General features: G+C 71.3%; 17 protein-coding genes and 1 pseudogene. 10 read left to right on the top strand and 8 right to left on the bottom strand.

Going from position 1 to position 16697, the window contains the following annotated elements; all coding sequences use genetic code 11:
• Positions 1–194: 194 nt before the first annotated feature.
• The 3 genes from ACFC0G_RS03675 to ACFC0G_RS03665 all read right to left on the bottom strand — a co-directional run bounded on the left by ACFC0G_RS03675 (position 195) and on the right by ACFC0G_RS03665 (position 2227).
• Entirely contained in the window at positions 195–929 is a 735-nt protein-coding gene (locus tag ACFC0G_RS03675) for a translation initiation factor IF-2 (protein WP_376396624.1), read from the bottom strand.
• A gap of 132 nt (positions 930–1061) precedes the next feature.
• Complete coding sequence (locus ACFC0G_RS03670; RefSeq protein ID WP_376396621.1) at positions 1062–1205, bottom strand: hypothetical protein; 144 nt, start codon at positions 1203–1205, stop codon at positions 1062–1064.
• A 32-nt stretch (positions 1206–1237) separates the two neighbouring features.
• Positions 1238–2227: an NADP-dependent oxidoreductase gene (locus tag ACFC0G_RS03665; protein WP_376396618.1), complete on the bottom strand. Its 990-nt coding sequence runs from the start codon at positions 2225–2227 to the stop codon at positions 1238–1240.
• A 106-nt stretch (positions 2228–2333) separates the two neighbouring features.
• Between ACFC0G_RS03665 and ACFC0G_RS03660 the strand changes: the two genes are divergently transcribed.
• Together ACFC0G_RS03660 and ACFC0G_RS03655 are read left to right on the top strand one after the other, a co-directional pair.
• Positions 2334–2939, top strand: coding sequence for a TetR/AcrR family transcriptional regulator (locus tag ACFC0G_RS03660; RefSeq protein WP_376396615.1), 606 nt, complete (start codon positions 2334–2336; stop codon positions 2937–2939).
• A 77-nt stretch (positions 2940–3016) separates the two neighbouring features.
• Positions 3017–3535, top strand: coding sequence for a hypothetical protein (locus ACFC0G_RS03655; RefSeq protein ID WP_376396612.1), 519 nt, complete (start codon positions 3017–3019; stop codon positions 3533–3535).
• 86 nt (positions 3536–3621) lie between these two features.
• On the opposite strand, the gene ACFC0G_RS03650 is transcribed toward ACFC0G_RS03655, so the two are convergent.
• Positions 3622–5916: a glycosyl hydrolase family 18 protein gene (locus tag ACFC0G_RS03650; protein ID WP_376396610.1), complete on the bottom strand. Its 2295-nt coding sequence runs from the start codon at positions 5914–5916 to the stop codon at positions 3622–3624.
• Between the two features lie 364 nt (positions 5917–6280).
• On the opposite strand from ACFC0G_RS03650, the gene ACFC0G_RS03645 reads away from it, so the two are divergent.
• Entirely contained in the window at positions 6281–6847 is a 567-nt protein-coding gene (locus tag ACFC0G_RS03645) for a GNAT family N-acetyltransferase (RefSeq protein ID WP_376396609.1), read from the top strand.
• A 116-nt stretch (positions 6848–6963) separates the two neighbouring features.
• Positions 6964–7859 (top strand): annotated as a pseudogene (locus tag ACFC0G_RS03640) (helix-turn-helix domain-containing protein).
• A gap of 153 nt (positions 7860–8012) precedes the next feature.
• Here ACFC0G_RS03640 and ACFC0G_RS03635 read toward each other — a convergent pair.
• Both ACFC0G_RS03635 and ACFC0G_RS03630 read right to left on the bottom strand, forming a co-directional pair.
• Positions 8013–8390: a nuclear transport factor 2 family protein gene (locus tag ACFC0G_RS03635; RefSeq protein WP_024757633.1), complete on the bottom strand. Its 378-nt coding sequence runs from the start codon at positions 8388–8390 to the stop codon at positions 8013–8015.
• An 84-nt stretch (positions 8391–8474) separates the two neighbouring features.
• Positions 8475–9320 (bottom strand): helix-turn-helix domain-containing protein, encoded by an 846-nt coding sequence (locus ACFC0G_RS03630; protein WP_376396606.1) that lies wholly within the window; start codon positions 9318–9320, stop codon positions 8475–8477.
• A gap of 85 nt (positions 9321–9405) precedes the next feature.
• Between ACFC0G_RS03630 and ACFC0G_RS03625 the strand changes: the two genes are divergently transcribed.
• Positions 9406–10299, top strand: a complete 894-nt coding sequence (locus ACFC0G_RS03625) for a phytanoyl-CoA dioxygenase family protein (RefSeq protein WP_376396603.1) — start codon at positions 9406–9408, stop codon at positions 10297–10299.
• Between the two features lie 72 nt (positions 10300–10371).
• Here ACFC0G_RS03625 and ACFC0G_RS03620 read toward each other — a convergent pair whose 3' ends face one another.
• On the bottom strand, positions 10372–11505 hold the full coding sequence (locus ACFC0G_RS03620) for a helix-turn-helix domain-containing protein (protein WP_376397270.1): 1134 nt from the start codon (positions 11503–11505) through the stop codon (positions 10372–10374).
• Between the two features lie 248 nt (positions 11506–11753).
• On the opposite strand from ACFC0G_RS03620, the gene ACFC0G_RS03615 reads away from it, so the two are divergent.
• From ACFC0G_RS03615 to ACFC0G_RS03600, 4 genes are all read left to right on the top strand, one after another.
• Positions 11754–12617: a DUF4232 domain-containing protein gene (locus ACFC0G_RS03615; protein ID WP_376396600.1), complete on the top strand. Its 864-nt coding sequence runs from the start codon at positions 11754–11756 to the stop codon at positions 12615–12617.
• Between the two features lie 165 nt (positions 12618–12782).
• Entirely contained in the window at positions 12783–12995 is a 213-nt protein-coding gene (locus ACFC0G_RS03610; protein ID WP_376396597.1) for a three-helix bundle dimerization domain-containing protein, read from the top strand.
• 37 nt (positions 12996–13032) lie between these two features.
• The gene (locus ACFC0G_RS03605; RefSeq protein WP_376396594.1) at positions 13033–13722 is read left to right on the top strand and encodes a TetR/AcrR family transcriptional regulator; all 690 of its coding nucleotides are present in this window, start codon (positions 13033–13035) and stop codon (positions 13720–13722) included.
• Positions 13723–13926: 204 nt separating this feature from the next.
• Complete coding sequence (locus ACFC0G_RS03600; protein ID WP_376396591.1) at positions 13927–15087, top strand: FAD-dependent oxidoreductase; 1161 nt, start codon at positions 13927–13929, stop codon at positions 15085–15087.
• Between the two features lie 41 nt (positions 15088–15128).
• On the opposite strand, the gene ACFC0G_RS03595 is transcribed toward ACFC0G_RS03600, so the two are convergent.
• Entirely contained in the window at positions 15129–15563 is a 435-nt protein-coding gene (locus ACFC0G_RS03595; protein WP_376396588.1) for an ester cyclase, read from the bottom strand.
• Between the two features lie 152 nt (positions 15564–15715).
• Here ACFC0G_RS03595 and ACFC0G_RS03590 point away from each other — a divergent pair, with 152 nt between their 5' ends.
• The gene (locus ACFC0G_RS03590; protein ID WP_376396585.1) at positions 15716–16660 is read left to right on the top strand and encodes an RNA polymerase sigma factor; all 945 of its coding nucleotides are present in this window, start codon (positions 15716–15718) and stop codon (positions 16658–16660) included.
• Positions 16661–16697: the final 37 nt, after the last annotated feature.

The following is a 16697-nucleotide window of genomic DNA, read 5'->3' as shown; positions in this document are numbered from 1 at the left end:
ACGGCGACCCGCCGGTCGGCGCAAGCACGCGTACGCATCCGAATCCGCAGGTGAAGCCGCCGGCGAAGCCGGAAGAGCCGCAGCCGCGCTCAACGCCGGCTACGCCCTCAGCCTGGCCGTCACCGCCGCCCTCTTCGTGCTCGCGGCGGTCGTGGCGGTCGTCGTCCTGCCCCGGCGCCGGGCGGCCGCCCCGTTCAGTGCGGTGCCGGCATCGGGTCCAGAGCGTTGCTGATGCCGCAGCCGCCCTCTCCGGGCATCCGCTGGATCCGGGACGGCACCCACACCTCGGTGGCGCCCGGGCCCACGCGGGCCAGTACGCAGTCCTGCGGGTCGAAGCCGTTGCCCTTCACCGACAGGAGGACGCCGACCCGGCCGCCGGCCGCCTTCACCTCGGTACGGATCGCCGGATCCAGGTCCAGGGCGGCGAGCGCACGGCGTACCCCGGCCTCGTCGACCCGGCCGCCCTCCGGGACCTGGGGAAGCTTCGCGCGGAGCTCCTCGTACGGCAGCCGGGGCGGTTCGGGTGCCGGGGCGAAGGTCGGCGGAGGGCCCTCGGGGCAGTCCACGTCACGGGGATCCTCACCCCACTCCGACGTCGGCGACACCCGCACCGTGAAGCAGCGCACCACGGTGATCTCGTCGAGGTCGAACCACTCGCTGTACGCCGAGCCGGACGTACGGACGACGACGTCGACCCCGTCCCCGTCGTGTGTCGAGGTACCCGTCACCCGCAGTACCTCGACCCCGTCGATGCCGGAAGCGGAGCGCCCGACCTCCTCCGCCGTGCGCGGACGCTGGCCGTAGAGGCGCTCGCCCGCCTTCCTGGCCACCTCCCGCGCGGCGTCCGTCGCCTCGCCGTTGGAGGACTGCATCACCCCGCAGCCGACGGTGAGCAGCAACAGCGGGGCGAGCAGCGGGAGTCGGCGCATGCGTCCACCCTTCCGGTGCCGCGCGCGGCGGGCGACCGTACGCGTACTCGGATCGGCGTGGGCGATCGTACTCAGCCGACGCGGCGCGCGGACGGGAGGGCAGCCGTTGGGCGGCGGGCCGGACGCAGGCGCCTAACGTGGGCTCACGGCCCACACGTTGTCCTGCAACAGGGTGGCCTGCATCGAGAACGTACCGTCGAAGGGGATCTCGGCCTCGTTGACGATCTCCTCGATGTCCAGCACCTGGCCCCTGTCGAAGTCCCGGGAGCGGCGCACGACGTGTCGGTCGTCCGGACGGTCCCGTATCTTCACCCGCCAGTGGGCCCGCCCTCGACGCTCAGGACGATCTTGCCCTGGAGGTGGCCCCGGTCGGCGCGGGCGTGGGCGGCGGCGGCGTCGCGCAGGGGGAAGACGCTGTCGATGTGGACGCGCACCTGACCGCTGTCGAGGAGGGCCGCCAGCTCGGCGAGGTCCGAACCGCTCGAACGGACCTGCCACATGGTGTCGTTGAGGGCGATCCCGAGTTCGGCCGCGCGCTCGCGGTGGTAGTCGCCCAGGAAGACGGGGGCGATCCGGCCGCCGCGCCGGACGGTGGCCAGCAGGCGGTGCGCGTCCGGGCCGCCGACCGTGTCGATCAACAGGTCGGCGTCGCGGACGGCCTCCTCGGCGGGTGTGCGGGTGTAGTCGACGAACCGGTCCACGCCCAGGCCGAGCAGGAACTCCTCGTGTCGTCCGGAGGCGACCGCGATGACCTCCTTCGCGCCGGCCACCCGGACGAGCTGCGCCGCGAAGTGGCCGACTCCGCCCGCCGCTCCGTTGATCAGGACGGTGGAGCCGGTACGGCCGCGCAGATGGGTGAAGACGAACTGGTAGGCCGTGAGCCCGGCCATCGGCACGGCGGCGGCCTCCGCATGTCCCAGGGTCGCCGGCTTGGGGGCCAGGTGGGCGGCGGGCGAGACCGCGTACTCGGCGTAGCCGGATGCGCGGCCGGGGAAGTTGACCAGGCCGAACACCTCGTCGCCGGGCTGCCATTCGGTGACGTCCGGGCCGAGGGCCGTGACGACGCCGGAGATGTCGCTGCCGAGGATGAGCGGCGGGGTCCAGTGCGGACGGAGCTCGGCCGGGAAGTCCCGGAAGCCGCGCCGCGCGTACCGGTCCGGCGGGTTGACCCCCGCCGCGTGGACCCGCACCAGCACCTCACCCGGCCCGGGCACGGGCCGGGCCACCTCTTCGTAGACCAGGTTCTCCGGCCCGCCGAAGGCGTGCAGCCGGACGGCTCGCATCGTCGCTGTACCCATGTCTCCCCCAAAGATCGCATGGCGGTGCAGCCCGGATAGAATCCGGAGCACTGTTCCGGAACAGATAAACGGAGCGGTGCTCCGTTTGTCAAAGGCGAGGTCTCGTATGCCTGTTGAATCACATTCCGGCACAGCGCGCGCGCCGCGCGCACCGCGCACCGACGCGCAGCGCAACCGTGACCGCGTCCTGGAGGTGGCGGCGGAGGTCATCGCGGAGCAGGGGACCCAGGCCTCCCTGCGGGACATCGCCCGGCGCGCCGGCGTCGGCCTCGGCACGCTCTACCGGCACTTCGCGAACCGGGAGGCCCTGCTGGAGGCCCTGCTGCACCGGCGCTTCACCCACCTCGCCGAACGGGCGGACGCGCTCGCCGCCACCGCCCCGCCCGAGCGCGCGCTGGCCGAGTGGCTCTACGAGTTCACCCTCGGCGCGGGCGCCTATCAGGGCCTGCCGGCGGCCCTCATGGCCACCCTGAACGATCCTCAATCACCCCTGCACGCCGACTGTCTGACGATGCGCCAGGCAGGCGGCAGACTGCTTGGGGCGGCTCAGGACTCGGGGGTGATCCGGCCGGACGTGGCACCGATCGACCTGTTCGCGCTGGCCAATGCCCTCAGCTGGATCGCCGACCAGGCCCCGACGCTCGCCGAACGTCAGGAGCACCTCTTCCGCTTGATGATGGACGGGCTGAGGCCGCGATCCGATCGGGACTGATCCGCACGCACCGGTCGGAGGACGGGCCTCCTCTACTCCTCTTCCCTTGCCTACCACGGGTGTTGGAGGATCTCCGCATGAACCCGCATGCGACCGAACCGACCGCCGACGCGGCGGCCACCTACCTCACGGCGCTCCACGAGCGGCTGACCGCCGACGGCTGCACCGTGACCCTGCCGCAGTGGAACGACCACCGGGTGGTGACCGGCTGCCGCGCCGACCGCAAGGTCCGCTGGTTCGGGACGAAGGCCGAACTGTTCGTCTTCGCGGCCGCCGTCCCCGAGATCGACGCCGCTACCCTGGGGGAGTTCACCACGTGGGCCATGCGCTACGCCAAGAGTCTGCGCGGCGGCATACCCGGCGCCCGTAACGCGGCACTCGTGCTCCCCGCCCTCGTGAGCGCGCGGGTCCGGCCCGAGGCGGCCCAGTGGGCGGCTCAGGACGCCCGGATCCTCGACACGACGCTGATCAGCCGCCCCCTCACGGTCGAGACCGGCCCGGGCGCCGCGCGGACCACGATGTACCGGGGCAGGGTCGTCTGGGGCGGCATGTTCACGGGCCACGTACTGGAGAAGGCCGCCCTGTACTTCCCGTGATCCCGGGAGCGGATGGGGGCTCGGCGTCCGCATCGGGTCGCCGAGGTGCCGGACGCGTGGAGCGCGCCCGGCACCGGGGACGGGGGTCAGCCGAGCGTGAGGCCGTTGTCGATCGCCGTCATCAGCGACCCGTTCGACGTGTCGCCCGACATCTCCCAGACGAAGACGCCGAGCAGGCCCTTCGACCGCAGCCAGGCGGTCTTCTTCCCGATGGACCAGGGGTCGTCGAAGGACCACCACTGGCCGCCGGGGCCGGTGTAGCCGTACGTCGAGACCGACTGCTCGTCGTGGTACACGGTCATTCCGGGCACGGACGCGAGGAGGTTCGAGTAGCCCCGTATGCCGGCCTCCTCCGCGAACTGTCCGGGCGCCGCGCCGCCGGCCGACTGCCATTCCCCGTGGACTCCGCCGTCGGTGACGTTCTGCCAGCCGCGGCCGTAGAACGGCAGACCGATGTTGAGCTTGCGGGGCGGGACGCCTGCGTCGACGTACGGCTTGACCGCGTTCTCGACGCTGAAGTGGAAGCCGTACGGGTCCTGGGCGTCGGTGTAGAGGTTCCCCTGGTGGCCGACGCGGTTCGGCTCCCAGGAGTTGTCGCTGCCTGCGCCGTGGAAGTCGTACCCCTGCACGTTGGCGAAGTCCATGGAGGTGAAGATCTTGTCCAGCTCCCAGCCCTGGGCGATCTTCACGGGGTCGGCGGGGGTGAAGGCGGTGAGGAGCTTGTGCCCGCCGCCCAGTTCGTCGAGCTGCTTGCGGAACTCGTGGATGAGCGCGGTGTTGTTGGCCTTGTCCTGGGCGCTGTAGTGGTTGCCCGGGTGGCCGTCGGGAGAGCCGGGCCACTCCCAGTCGAGGTCGATGCCGTCGAAGATCCCGGCCGCCGATCCCTCGCCGCCTGCGGCGTTGTAGACCGGAAGGTTGCCCTTGATCCAGACGTCGACGCAGGAGCGGACGAACTTCTCCCGGGAGGCCGGGGTGGCGGCCGCGTCGGAGAAGAACTTCGAGTACGTCCAGCCGCCGAGCGAGACCACGACCTTGAGGTGGGGGTGCTTGGCCTTGAGCTTCCTCAGCTGGTTGAAGTTGCCGCGCAGCTTCTCCCAGCCGGTGTCCGCGACCCCGTCGACGGACTGGGCGGCGGAGAAGGGCCTGCCGTAGTCGGCGTCCGCGTCACCGGCGCCCGTTCCCTGGTCGGGATCCTGGGGGTTGCCGGAGACGCCCTTGGTGACACCGGACAGGCAGGTCAGGTTGACCGGGTCGATGTTCTCGAAGGCGTAGTTGATCACGTCGAGCTTGGCGGCGCTGCCCGAGGTGTCGAGGTTCTTCACGAAGTACTGGCGCCCGTAGATGCCCCACTGGGCGAAGTAGCCGACCCGCAGGTGCTTGCCGGCCGCCAGGTCGTCGGTGGTGACGGTGACCGGGGCGGAGGCGGGGGAGGAGTTGTCCGCCGCGTCGCGCGCCTTGACCGTGAAGGTGTACGGGGTGAGCGGGGAGAGTCCGCTCACGGTGAGCGTGCGGGTGGCGGCGTCGACCGTGCGGTAGAGCGTGGCGCCCCGGTAGATGTCGTAGGCCACGACGCCGATGTTGTCGGTCGCCGCGTCCCAGGCGAGGGTGACGGTGGTCGGGGTCTTGCCCGTGGAGCGCGGGTTGCCGGGCGCGGTGGGCGGCTGAGGGTCGCTCGCCGGGTCCGTGGTGGTCGCCGTCACCGGGGCGCTCGCCGGGCCGGTGTTGCCGCGGGTGTCCTTGGCGCGGACGGTGAAGGTGTACGGGGTGGCCGGGGTGAGCCGTTCCACGACGGCGGAGGTGGAGGTGCTGGTGGCCACCACGGCGCCGTTGCTCACGACCTCGTACGAGGTGACCGGGTAGTCGCCGGCCGTCGCGGCGGTCCAGTCCAGCGACACGGTGCGCGCGGTGACGCCGGTGGCCCGGGGGGTGCCGGGGGCGGTGGGCGGCTTGTCGGGGCTGCCGTCGCACTTGGCGCCGTTGGCGGTGCAGCCGGTGGGGGTGCCGATCGGACCGCTGGCGACGAACCAGTAGCTGTACGGCTCGGTGGTTCCGCCGGCCGCGACGGTGCCGTTGTAGTAGGCGTTGCGGACGGTGACGTGGCGGCCGTTGACGGTCGCTTCGCCGTTGTAGTGGCCGCTGATGGTCACGCCGGCCGGGAGGTCGAACTCCAGGGTCCATCCGGTGAGCGCGGCGGCCGAGTTGTTGCGGAGGACGTACGTGCCCTTCCACCAGCTGCCGTTGTCCTGGCTGGTGAAGGTGGCGGTGGCACCGGCGGCCGCGTGCGCCCGCGGGGCGAGGCCGGTGAGCACGCTCAGGGGCAGGAGCAGCAGGGCGGCCAGCAGCACGAGCAGTCTGCCGTGACCGAGTAAGGGTCTTCTCAACGTGTTCTCCCTGACGCGATGGGGTGGACGGGGAGCGTCGCGGGACCGTGTGCGGCCTCGGCGGCGGCGTGGAACCTGTGGGGTCGCCGAACTGGGGCCAATCGGAAGGTAGTTGGTATGGACCAATCGGTCAATGCCGGGTGCGTCCGGGGTTGACGGCCGCAGTGGTCCAGTCCACCGTGGAGTGAGCGCGGGACGCCTCCGGTGTGGGCCGGGACGTACCGCGCGGTTCCATCGCGCTGGACCGTGTGCACGAACGGCGGACCGCATCAGGTGCGCCGTCACCGGCCCGGCCGCCCGGGTCCCCAGGACCGGACGGCCGGGCACCCAGGCCCCGGCCGGCCCCGGCACATACGATCAGCGCGTGAACTCCGACGTCCTGCTGCACGCGAGCCCGACACCCTCCGCTCCCGCCCTCGTCCTTCGCCCCTGGCGCGCGGAGGACATCGACGCCCTGGTCGAGGCGTTCCAGGACCCCGCCCTGCGCCAGATGACGAGCACGCCCCTGGTCGAGCACGCGGACGGCTCGCGGTGGGTGCGGGCCCAGCAGCGCGGCTGGGCGGCGGGGGACCGGTTCGCCTTCGCCGTTCTCGAAACGCGACCCGACACGGCACACGGACAGGTGGTGGGCAACGTCGTCCTCAAGGAGGTCGCGTCCGGCAAGCCCTCCGCCGAGGTGGGATATTGGACGGCTGCCCCTGCGCGGGGGAGGAACGTGGCCCCGCGCGCGCTTGAGGCCGTCACCCGCTGGGCCTTCGGCACCTTCGGCGCGGACGGTCTTGAACGTCTCGAACTCCTGCACCAGGAAGACAATCCGGCCTCGTGCCGCGTCGCGCGGAAGAGCGGTTACGCGTTCGACAGGGTCCTGCCGGCAGCACCGCCCTCCTTCCCCCTCGACGGCCATCTGCACATACGGCGCACGGGTTCCTGACACCCCGTCGCACATCGGGGGACCTCTTGCTCGTGCTGTGACCGCATAGGTTCGCCGGGTTGGTCGTCGTGGCGGTTGGGTGTGCGTTGACGTCCGATCCGACCGCTGGAGGCGCGGTGGCCGAGCCTGTCCGTGTGCGCAGACTGACCGACCAGGAGGGGCAGCGGCTGCAGCAGATCGTGCGCCGGGGCAGCACCAACTCGGTGCGCTGTCGGCGCGCGATGATGCTGCTGGCCTCGGTCGGCGGGAATCGGGTGCCGGTGATCGCCCAGCTGGTGGCGGCCGACGAGGACACCGTGCGCGATGTGATCCACCGGTTCAACGAGATCGGCCTGGCCTGCCTGGACCCTCGGTGGGCAGGAGGCCGTCCCCGCCTGCTCAGCGATGACGACGAGGACTTCGTCGTCCAGACGGCCACCACCCGCCCCACCAAGCTCGGCCAGCCCTTCACTCGCTGGTCGCTACGCAACCTCGTCGCCTACCTGCACAGTCCACGGCCGAGTGATCCGTATCGGCCGCGAGGCGTTACGCGGCCTGCTCGCCCGCCGTGGAGCCACCTTCCAGCGCACCAAGACCTGGAAGGAATCCACCGACCCCGACCGCGAGGCGAAAAGGTGCCGCGAACACGCTGGCCGCGCTCAAGTCGATCCGCGCCGCACGGCCCGACGGCGCCCCCATCTATGTGATCCCGGACAACCTGTCCGCCCACAAAGGCACCGACATCCGCCGCTGGGCGACAAAGCACAAGGTCGAGCTGTGCTTCACCCCGACCTACGCCTCTTGGGCCAACCCCATCGAGGCCCACTTCGGACCGCTGAGGCAGTTCACCATCGCCAACTCCCACCACCCCAACCACACCGTGCAGACACGAGCCCTGCACGCCCATCTGCGCTGGCGCAACGCCAACGCCCGCCACCGCGATGTCCTGGCCGCCGAACGCAAGGAACGCGCCCGCATCCGAAGCGAGAAGGGCATCCGTTGGGGCGGACGCCCCCTCAGCACCGCAGCCTGACCAACCTCGAACTTACACAGCCACAGCGCATCATCGGTCTGCTCGTGGCCAAGCGCGGACGACCGAAGTGTTGTGAAGATGATCTCGGCTGGGCAGATCCGGAGCCCCGAACGGGGCCGGTTCAGGAGCAGGACGGCGCCAGAGGCGAATGGCTCAGGAGGCGGACGGCTCGATCTCCCCCGCGAAGACGATGACCTGGTCGATGAGGCTCCGCCGCAGATGGACGACGTCCGTTCCCGCCAGGCGGGGGCCTCCATCCGGCGTCGTGAAGACCCACTGGTACCGGGCCCACTCGTCCGGCATGTCCACCGCCGAACAGCGCACCATCGTGCCGGTCCCCGCGGGGTGGCGCCGGATGTCCAGCACGAACCGCTCGACCGCCTCGATCCCCTCACTGCGGCCCAACGGTCCCCAGAAGACCACGTCCGAGGTCAGGGCCTGGGAGAGCAACGCAGTCACATAGCTGTCGTCCGAGGCGTTGAAGGCGGAGATGAACGTGTCGATCGCGGACCGCGCGGTCTCTTCCTGCATGCACCAGTAATACCAGTCGTCTGGCGGACCGCGCTCGTCCCGTGAGCCGTCTCCCGACCACGGTGAACCATCCCGGTCACAGCACTAGAGGGAAGTCGACGGGCGTTTCTGCTGCTTGCGGAAGACGGACGGAGCGACACCCACGTGGCGGGTGAACAGCCTGGCGAAGTAGGCGGGGTCGGGGTATCCGACGTCCCGCCCGACGAGCGAGACGGGCCGGTCGGTGTCGGCCAGCAGCGCCTTCGCCCGGTCGATTCTGCGGCGGGTCAGATACACCGTGGGAGGGGAGCCGGTCAGCCGGCGGACGGCCGTGGTGAGACTGTCGCGGGAGACCGACAGCTCCTTGGCGAGGTCGCCGATCCGTACGGGGCCGTCGGCCGCGTCGAGCAGTTCCAGGGCGCGACGGCCGAGGTCGCGTCGTGCCTGTCCGGGCTCCGCGGGCGTCGACCGGCCGGTGCCCACCGCCGTGATCAAGGCGTGGAGGGCGCTCGCGGCGGCCACGTGGCCGCCGAGCGACTCCGGCCGGGCCAGCAGGTCCTGAATCCGGATGCACAGCGCAAGGGCCTCGGCGGGGTCGGCGGGCTCGACCGTCGGGTGTTCCGCGCCGAGGTAGCCCAGCTCCGCGTAGCTCGGCGCGGCGGGTCCTTCGAACAGGACCCAGTGCTCGTCCCAGCCGTCCGGCGACGGCGCGTAGCAGTGACTGACCCCGGGGGACAGCCAGAAGAACGATCCCGGCCGCACGTCGTGGCGGCCGCGGCCGTCGAGCTCCAGGGATCCCGATCCCCGGAGCACGAGGACGCCGGCGTGGCAGTTCAGAGTGCGTTCGGCCTGTGCGTGGAGCCGGCCGGAGATCCGGCCGGCCCCGGTCACGGCGATCCCCAGTGCCCGCACGCCCTCCGGCGGGGTGCGGTAGTGCGCTACGGAGTCCAACGTGCACCGCTCCCGTCGACAATCGTCCAAGTTCCCGCGGAATCCGTGCATTGTTCCACGTCAGAGAGGGGGCAAGGATTGCTCCATGAGTACGGGACAACTGGACCGGCCCCTGCCGACCGCCCTCACCTCCAACGGCTACCGCCTGGACGGAAGCGACCGCAGGCTCGGCCGCCTGGAACCGGTACCGGACGCGGAACGCCACGACCTGGGGTCCTTGTGGCACCGTCTGGCCCGCGACGGCTACCTCTACCTGCCGGGCTTCTTCGACCGCGCGACGATCGAGGGCTTCCGCCGCTACTACTTCGCCAGGCTGGCCGAGACCGGCCTGACCCGCCCCGGTTCCGACCCGTCGGAGGGACTCGCCGCGGCCGCCGGAGATGTGGACCGGGCGCGTTTCCGCTCCGTGCTGTTCCAACGGATCGTCCCCGGCCGGGAGTACGAGGCCCTCTGCCGGCACCCCGCGCTCGTCGCCTTCTACCAGTGGTTCCTGGGAACCGGCGAGGTGCACCTGCACCGCAGGAAGATCATCCGCCATGTGGGCCCGGGCGAGTCGGGCATCGGCACCGCCACCCAGGCCCACTACGACCTCGTCTACCTCCGCGAAGGCACCGACCGGATCGTCTCCTCCTGGATTCCGCTGGGCGACTGCCCGATCGCCCGGGGCCCTCTCGTCTACCTCGAAGGCAGTCACCACCGCGTCCTGGCGGACGAGGCCGCCGGCCGCCTGCGCCGCCCCGCCGCGTCGATCACGGCCGATCTGCCCGCGCTGGCGGAGGAGTACGACTCGCGCTGGCTCGTCACCGACTTCGCCGCGGGCGACCTCATGGTGCACAGCGCCCACATCATCCACGCCTCACTCGACAACCAGGACCCCGCCGGCCGGTTCCGCCTGTCCACCGACATCCGCTACCAAGCCGCCTCGGAACCGATCGACACCCGATGGCAGAACCACTGGCACGACCAGGACGGCCTGTGATGTCACGTCGACGCCCTCGGCCCCTCGCCCGGGCTGCCCAGGACGCAGCGCCTACGTGGCCGGGTCACGTGCTCAGAGTGTCGTCCCCTCGGGGACCCACCCGTCGCCGCCGAGGGGGAACTCGTAGCCGGGGCGCCCGTTGTGCCCGCTCGTACGGAACGGCCTGCCCTTGTTGTCGATCTTGAGGGTGCCGTGGCGGGAACCGCTGGACCAGGTCAGCTCCAGGTACCAGCTCACGTCGTAGGCGGAGGCGTCGGCCTTGACGTAGAAGACCTCCGGAGCGGATTCGCTCACCTTGAAGGGGAAGTCCGGCTGTCCCGCTTCGGGTACGACGGCGGGGCGCGTGGCGTCGAGAGCCACGGTGAAGGAGCGGGTCGGGACCGCGGCACCGCAGCCGACGCCCGGGTAGCCCATGGCGTAGTCGTTCCAGGTGAGCGGCGCACGCTTGTCGGCCGTACGGACGGTGAGGCTGTCCAGGACCACCGTCTCCTTGCCCGAGCCCTGAAGCGTCAGTGTGACGTACTGCTCGCCCGCGGGCACGGCTCCGGACGCCGCCACCCATGCGGGGGCGTCCTGTTCCACCGGCGGCGGACCGACCCGGGCCGGGGGCCTGTCGATCAGATAGTGCTGGCCGCAGGGCGATTCCCAGGTGTGCGGCTGGGTGGTGACGCTCAGCGGCGCACGGGGACCGACGCCTCCGCCGAGGCCGGCGGAGGAGGAACTCCCGGTGGCGACGGCACCGGCGGTGCCCTTCCGCGAGTCGCCGCCTCCTGCGGGCAGGTTCGTGGTGAGCGCGATCGTCCCCGCGACGACCACGGCGGCGACCACCACGGCGCTCCCGGCGACGACTGCCCCGCGGCGGCGCTCCTTCGGCGCAGGCGTACCGGTCTCCACCTCCACCGGCGGGCTGGCGCCGGCCTCCTGCGGCACGGGCTGTGTCACCGGGGTGGCGCCGGCCGGGGCCTTGAGATCCGGCTCGGTCCCTCTGCGCGGCCGGTTCGCGTCTGCCAGCACCCAGTGCCGGTGCAGTGCGACGAGCTCCTCGGGCGATGCCTTGCAGAGGCGGGCGAGCCGCTCGACCGGTGCGTAATCCGTCGGGACGACGTCACCGGAGCAGTACCGGTGCAGCGTCGACGTGCTCATGTGGAGTCGCTTGGCGAGCGTTCCGTAGCTCAGCCCGGATCGGTCCTTCAACTCCCGCAACAGCCCGGCGAACCCGGCCTCAGCAGTGTCTTCCGACACTGTTCCTCCCGCCCCAGTGTCCCGTCCCACGTCCCAGGGGCGGGTTGTCTCAGCAGCTCAGAGCCCCTTTGGGCATTCCAGCGTCCCTGACCGTCCATCGGGTCTGGCACCTGGGACGGAACTCCGCTCAAGCTCGGGTCATCCAAGCACAGCGCTCTGGGCGACCGGCCTCAACCGGCCACCCACGGCTTGTCGTACGAGAGGGAAGAGACATGTTCGCCATCCGCGGCACCCGCCCCGCAAGCAGCGCCCGTACGCCCGGTACACCCCGTACGCCCGGTACGCCCCGGACCCCGCACTCCCGACGCGTCGCGAGCGCGGCCGTCGTCGCCCTCGCGGCGCTCGCCCTCACCGCGTGTCAGGGCGGCACGGGTGTGAAGGACGAGGGAGCCGAGGCCGCCCCGAGCGCCACCACGGTCGCGCCGTCGTCGGCGCCGCAGACGTCGCCGCGCGACACGCCGAGCACCCAGAACACCCCGACCGGCCGGCAGGTGAGGCCGAGCACCACCCCGGCTCCCCTCCCCGAAACGACCGGCGACGGCTCCCGGGCATCTGGCGGCGGAGCGACCGGCGGAGCGACCGGCGGTGCGACCGACGGGAGCGGACCGGCGGACGCGAAGCACTCCTCGGAGCCGTCCGCCGCGGCCGAGCGGGTCTCGTGCAACGGCTCGAACACCGCGGTCACCGTCCAGCCGCTGTCCCGCCCCCTCAACCACCTGCTGATCACGGTGAGGAACACCGGCTCGAAGCTCTGCGATCTCACCTACTACCCGGTGCTCCGCTTCGACGAGATGCAGTGGGCGCCGGCCGCGCGGGAGGACACCAAGCCTCAGGCCGTGGTGTCCCTCGCGCCCGGCGAGTCGGGCTACGCGGCGGCCATGCTGTCGGCGGCCGACGGCAGCGGCGAGGGCGGCGCGACCGGAAGGCGGCTCACGATCGCCTTCCAGGGACGGACGCCCCTCAGCAGCGGCGGGGCGTCCGCCACCCCGTCCCTGCCGGCGAAGGGCATCTACTACGACAGCTCGTTGACGGTCACGTACTGGCAGCGGACCGTCGAGGACGCGCTCGGCTCCTGAGCCGGGAGGCGACGGCCGGCCAGGACATCGGCGCCGCCCGGCGCTCTTGCGGCGATGCCGTACGCACGGGCCGGGTGCCGGTGTTCGGCCGAAGACCGGCTTGCCCGGCGGGCGGGGTGCGCCACAGTGGAGGGAAGTCCCGTCCCGCGGAGGAAGGCCGTCCCGATGCCGGAGGAAACCAAGGATGCCGTCGCTCTCCTTCACGTCACCGAACGACTCATGAAAGAGTTCCCCGGCCTGGATCCCCGCGTCGTCCGGGATGCGGTCGACACCGCATATGCGGACCTCCAGTACGTCCGCGTGCGCACCTACCTTCCCGTCCTGATGGAACGTCGCGCCCATGACCTCCTCTCGGCGGCGGATCAGGGCTCGGCGTGAACCCGTTCGCGACGAACGTGTTCGGTACGATCGGATCATGAATGCGCGCCCTGAGCCGATCAGCCGCCGCGAGCGACCCGCCAAGGCGGCTCTCACCCGTGGCGGCATCGTCTCGACCGCGGTCCGCCTGATGCGTACCGAAGGGCTGCAGAGAGTCACGATGCGCCGACTGGCCAAGGAGCTGGACACCGGGCCGGCTTCGCTGTACGTGTACGTGGCCAACACCGCCGAGCTGCACGCCGCGATCCTCGACGTGCTGCTGGGCGAGGTCGATCTCGGTCCGGTCGGGTCCGCAGGCGACTGGCGCGAGCGGATCGAGGCCGTACTGGAGTCGTACGGCGACGTCCTGCACCAGCACCCGGCCCTGGCCCACTCGGCGCTGGTCGCCCGCCCGTCCGGACCCCACTACGTGGCCCTGCTCGAAGCCCTGCTGGCGCTGCTGGCCGAGGGTGGCGTGCCGGACGCGCAGGCTGCCTGGGGGGTGGACGTGCTGCTCCAGGCGGCCACCGCGAGCGCGGCCGAGCACTCCGCTCACGACGCGTCCCCCCACGCCGACGAGGACTGGAGCGCGCTCGCCGACGCCCTGGAGAACGCCTCTTCTGATCGCGCTCCGCACGTGGCCGCGCTCGGTTCCCGACTGCTGTCGGGCACACCGCGGACACGCCGGAAGTGGGGTGTCCGGATGCTCCTCAACGGCATGCTGCACACCCCTGTTCCGACACCCTGATCTGCTTCGACCTCCGGCCTGTCGCCGACGTCGAGCCGCCGCACCACAGTGCGTCCGTCACCGCCGCTCTCGCCCGCGTGCTCGGCTTCCGCAGGGGGAACTTGTTCGTAACGAACATGTTCGTTACGTTGGAGGTGTCAGCGCTGGTGTACGCCGGATCGGTGCTCGCCGGCCGGATCCCCGACGTTCGGAACGGAGCCCACCATGAACACCCCCACCGTGAACCCCCACCACCCCGTCGTCATCGTGGGTGCGGGCCTCGGAGGCCTGACCCTGGCGCGCGTCCTCCACGTGAACGGAATCGAGTCCGCCGTCTTCGACCTGGAGACCGGGCGCCACGCCCGTACGCAGGGCGGCATGCTGGACATCCATGCCGAGAACGGACAGGTGGCACTGGGCGCCGCCGGACTCCTGGACGGCTTCCGCGCTCTCGTCCACCCGGGTGGAGAAGCGACCCGGGTCCTGGACCAGCACGCCACCGTGCACTGGGACGCGGCTGACGAGGGCGAAGGCGACCGCCCTGAGGTCGACCGCGGGCAGCTGCGGGACCTTCTGCTCGACTCCCTGCCCGAGACCACCGTTCACTGGGGCCGTAAGGCCATCGGCGCCCGGCCGCTCGGCGCGGGTCGGCACGAGGTGACCTTCGCCGACGGCACGGCCGTCACCACGGACCTGCTCGTCGGTGCCGACGGAGCCTGGTCGCGCGTACGCTCCCTGCTCTCCGACGCGAAGCCCGTCTACAGCGGCGTCTCCTTCGTCGAAGCCGACCTGCGCGACGCCGACACCGCTCACCCGGCCGAGGCCGCCGTCGTCGGACACGGAATGCTGTTCGCGCTCGCCGACGGCAAGGGATTCCTCGCTCACCGCGAGACCGACGGAAACCTGCACGTGTACACCGCGCTCACGGCCTCCGACGACTGGCTCGACAGCATCGACTTCGCCGACACCGGAAGGGCCAAGGCCGGTGTGCTCGCCCGGTTCGACGGCTGGGACGAGAGCCTGAAGGCCTTGGTGGCGAACGCCGACGGCCGACTCACGCCGCGCAGGATCAACGTTCTGCCCGCCGACCACCGCTGGAACCGCGTGCCGGGAGTCACGCTGCTCGGTGACGCCGCCCACCTCATGTCGCCGTTCGCCGGCGAGGGCGCCAACCTCGCCATGCTCGATGGCGCCGAACTCGGCCAGGCCCTCGCCGCCCACCCGAACGACCTCGAAAAGGCCCTCACCGTCTACGAGGAGGCCCTCTTCCCGCGCAGCGCCGAGAAGGCCGCCGAATCCGCCGCCGGACTGAAGACGTGCTTCGGCGAGGAGCCGATCGCCCGGCTCCTCCGCCTGTTCACCGACGCGCCGGCGGACAACGACTGACGGACGTGGTCCGAGGGGCGTCCGGGCCGGTGGCGGGGCTGCTACACGATGGCAGGCAGGCCGCCGAGCTGCTGCATGAGCGAGAACAGGTTCGCGACGCCCCAGTGCTCGGTGATCTTCCCGTCGCGCACCCTCATGGCGTCCACGGTGTCGAAGCTGATCTGCCTGCCGGTGGGCGCGATCCCGAAGAACTCGCCTTTGTGGGTGCCGTGATACGTCTTGAACGTGGTGACGAGGTCGCCGTCCGCGGACTGCCAGTGGATGACGGGGCGGAAGTCGGGAAACGCCTCGCGGAGCACCTGGTACAGCTCCCGTGCGCCCGCTTTGTCGGCGGTGCGGCCGGGCTGCGGCGTGTGGTCGAGGAAGTCGTCGGCGAACAGCTCGTCGAAGAGGGCGAAGTCACCGCCACCCTGGACCTCTTCGGTGTTGCGGCGCACGACCGCCTTGGCCGCCTCGCTCGGATCGTTCTCGCGCATGGAATTCCTTCGTGGGGCGGGGAGGGGAGGGGGCCGAAGAGGTGCTGCGTTTCCCGGTCTACCCGGCGCGCACGTCCGCTTGGGAGTATGAAAGTTCCCGCTCCCCTCAGGAGCCGAGTTCGTGACGGGTCGCCACGGAGGTGATCGGAGACATGGCAGCTCCCGGCCTTCGAGCGGATCCGACGGGCGAGGAACTCACCCGCAGGGCCCAGGCCGGCGAGACCGTGGCCCTGGGACTGCTGCTGGCACGCCATCAGGCGCCCATGCGCGCGGTGGCGCTGAGCGTGCTGGGTCACGGCCCGGATGCGGAAGACGCGGTGCAGGAGGCCGCGTTGACCGCGCTGCGCCGTATCGGTGACGTGCGGGATCCCGCGGCCGTGGGCGCGTGGCTGCGCGCGGTCGTGCGGAACACCTGCCGCATGCGCGTGCGCGCCACTCGGGAATCACCGGGGCTCGACGGCCTCCAGCTCCCGCACCTCCGCGGCGACGACGTGGCGCATCCCGAGCGGATCGTCGAGCAGCACGCGATGCGGGACTGGATCTGGGAGGCGGTGGAGGAACTGCCCGAGCAGCAACGGCTGGTGTTGATGCTCCGGCACTTCAGCGGCGTCATTTCCTACCGGGAGATCTCCGCGGCCTGCGACATCCCGATCGGTACGGTACGCAGCCGGCTCAGCCAGGCCAGAGCCACACTCGCGCGGGTGCTCCTGTCGACCGCCGCGCAGGCGCACGACGACGCCTCCGTACTCGCCGAGGCGAGCACGCACGAGGCCGTGGCGACGCTGAGGGCGTGGGAATCCGGTGGACTGCCCCGGGACATCTCCGAGTTGTGGCCGGCCGAGTCCGAGATGGTCGGCCGACTCGGCAGACCGGGGGAACGCGTCCATCCCGTCCCGGTCATGCGGAAGACCCTGGAAGACGGAGTGCGGCAGCATCTGCGCCATGTGGTGGCGGGCCGCGAGATCCAGATCTGGGAGATGGATGTCACCCATCCCGGTGCGGTCCACATCTGTCCGCCGCATCTCGCCTGGCTCATGTTCCGTCGGGACGGGCGCGTCCAGAGACTCCGGGTGGTCTTCCCGTTGCCCTCGGGGTAGCGCGAGTGGCCCTTCGGCGGCTGTTCGCCGTCCGGGT

Source organism: Streptomyces sp. NPDC056169 (assembly GCF_042268445.1).
Classification (GTDB): domain Bacteria; phylum Actinomycetota; class Actinomycetes; order Streptomycetales; family Streptomycetaceae; genus Streptomyces.
Note: the sequence above shows the minus strand (reverse complement) of the source record. Positions and strands in the feature narration are given on the sequence as shown.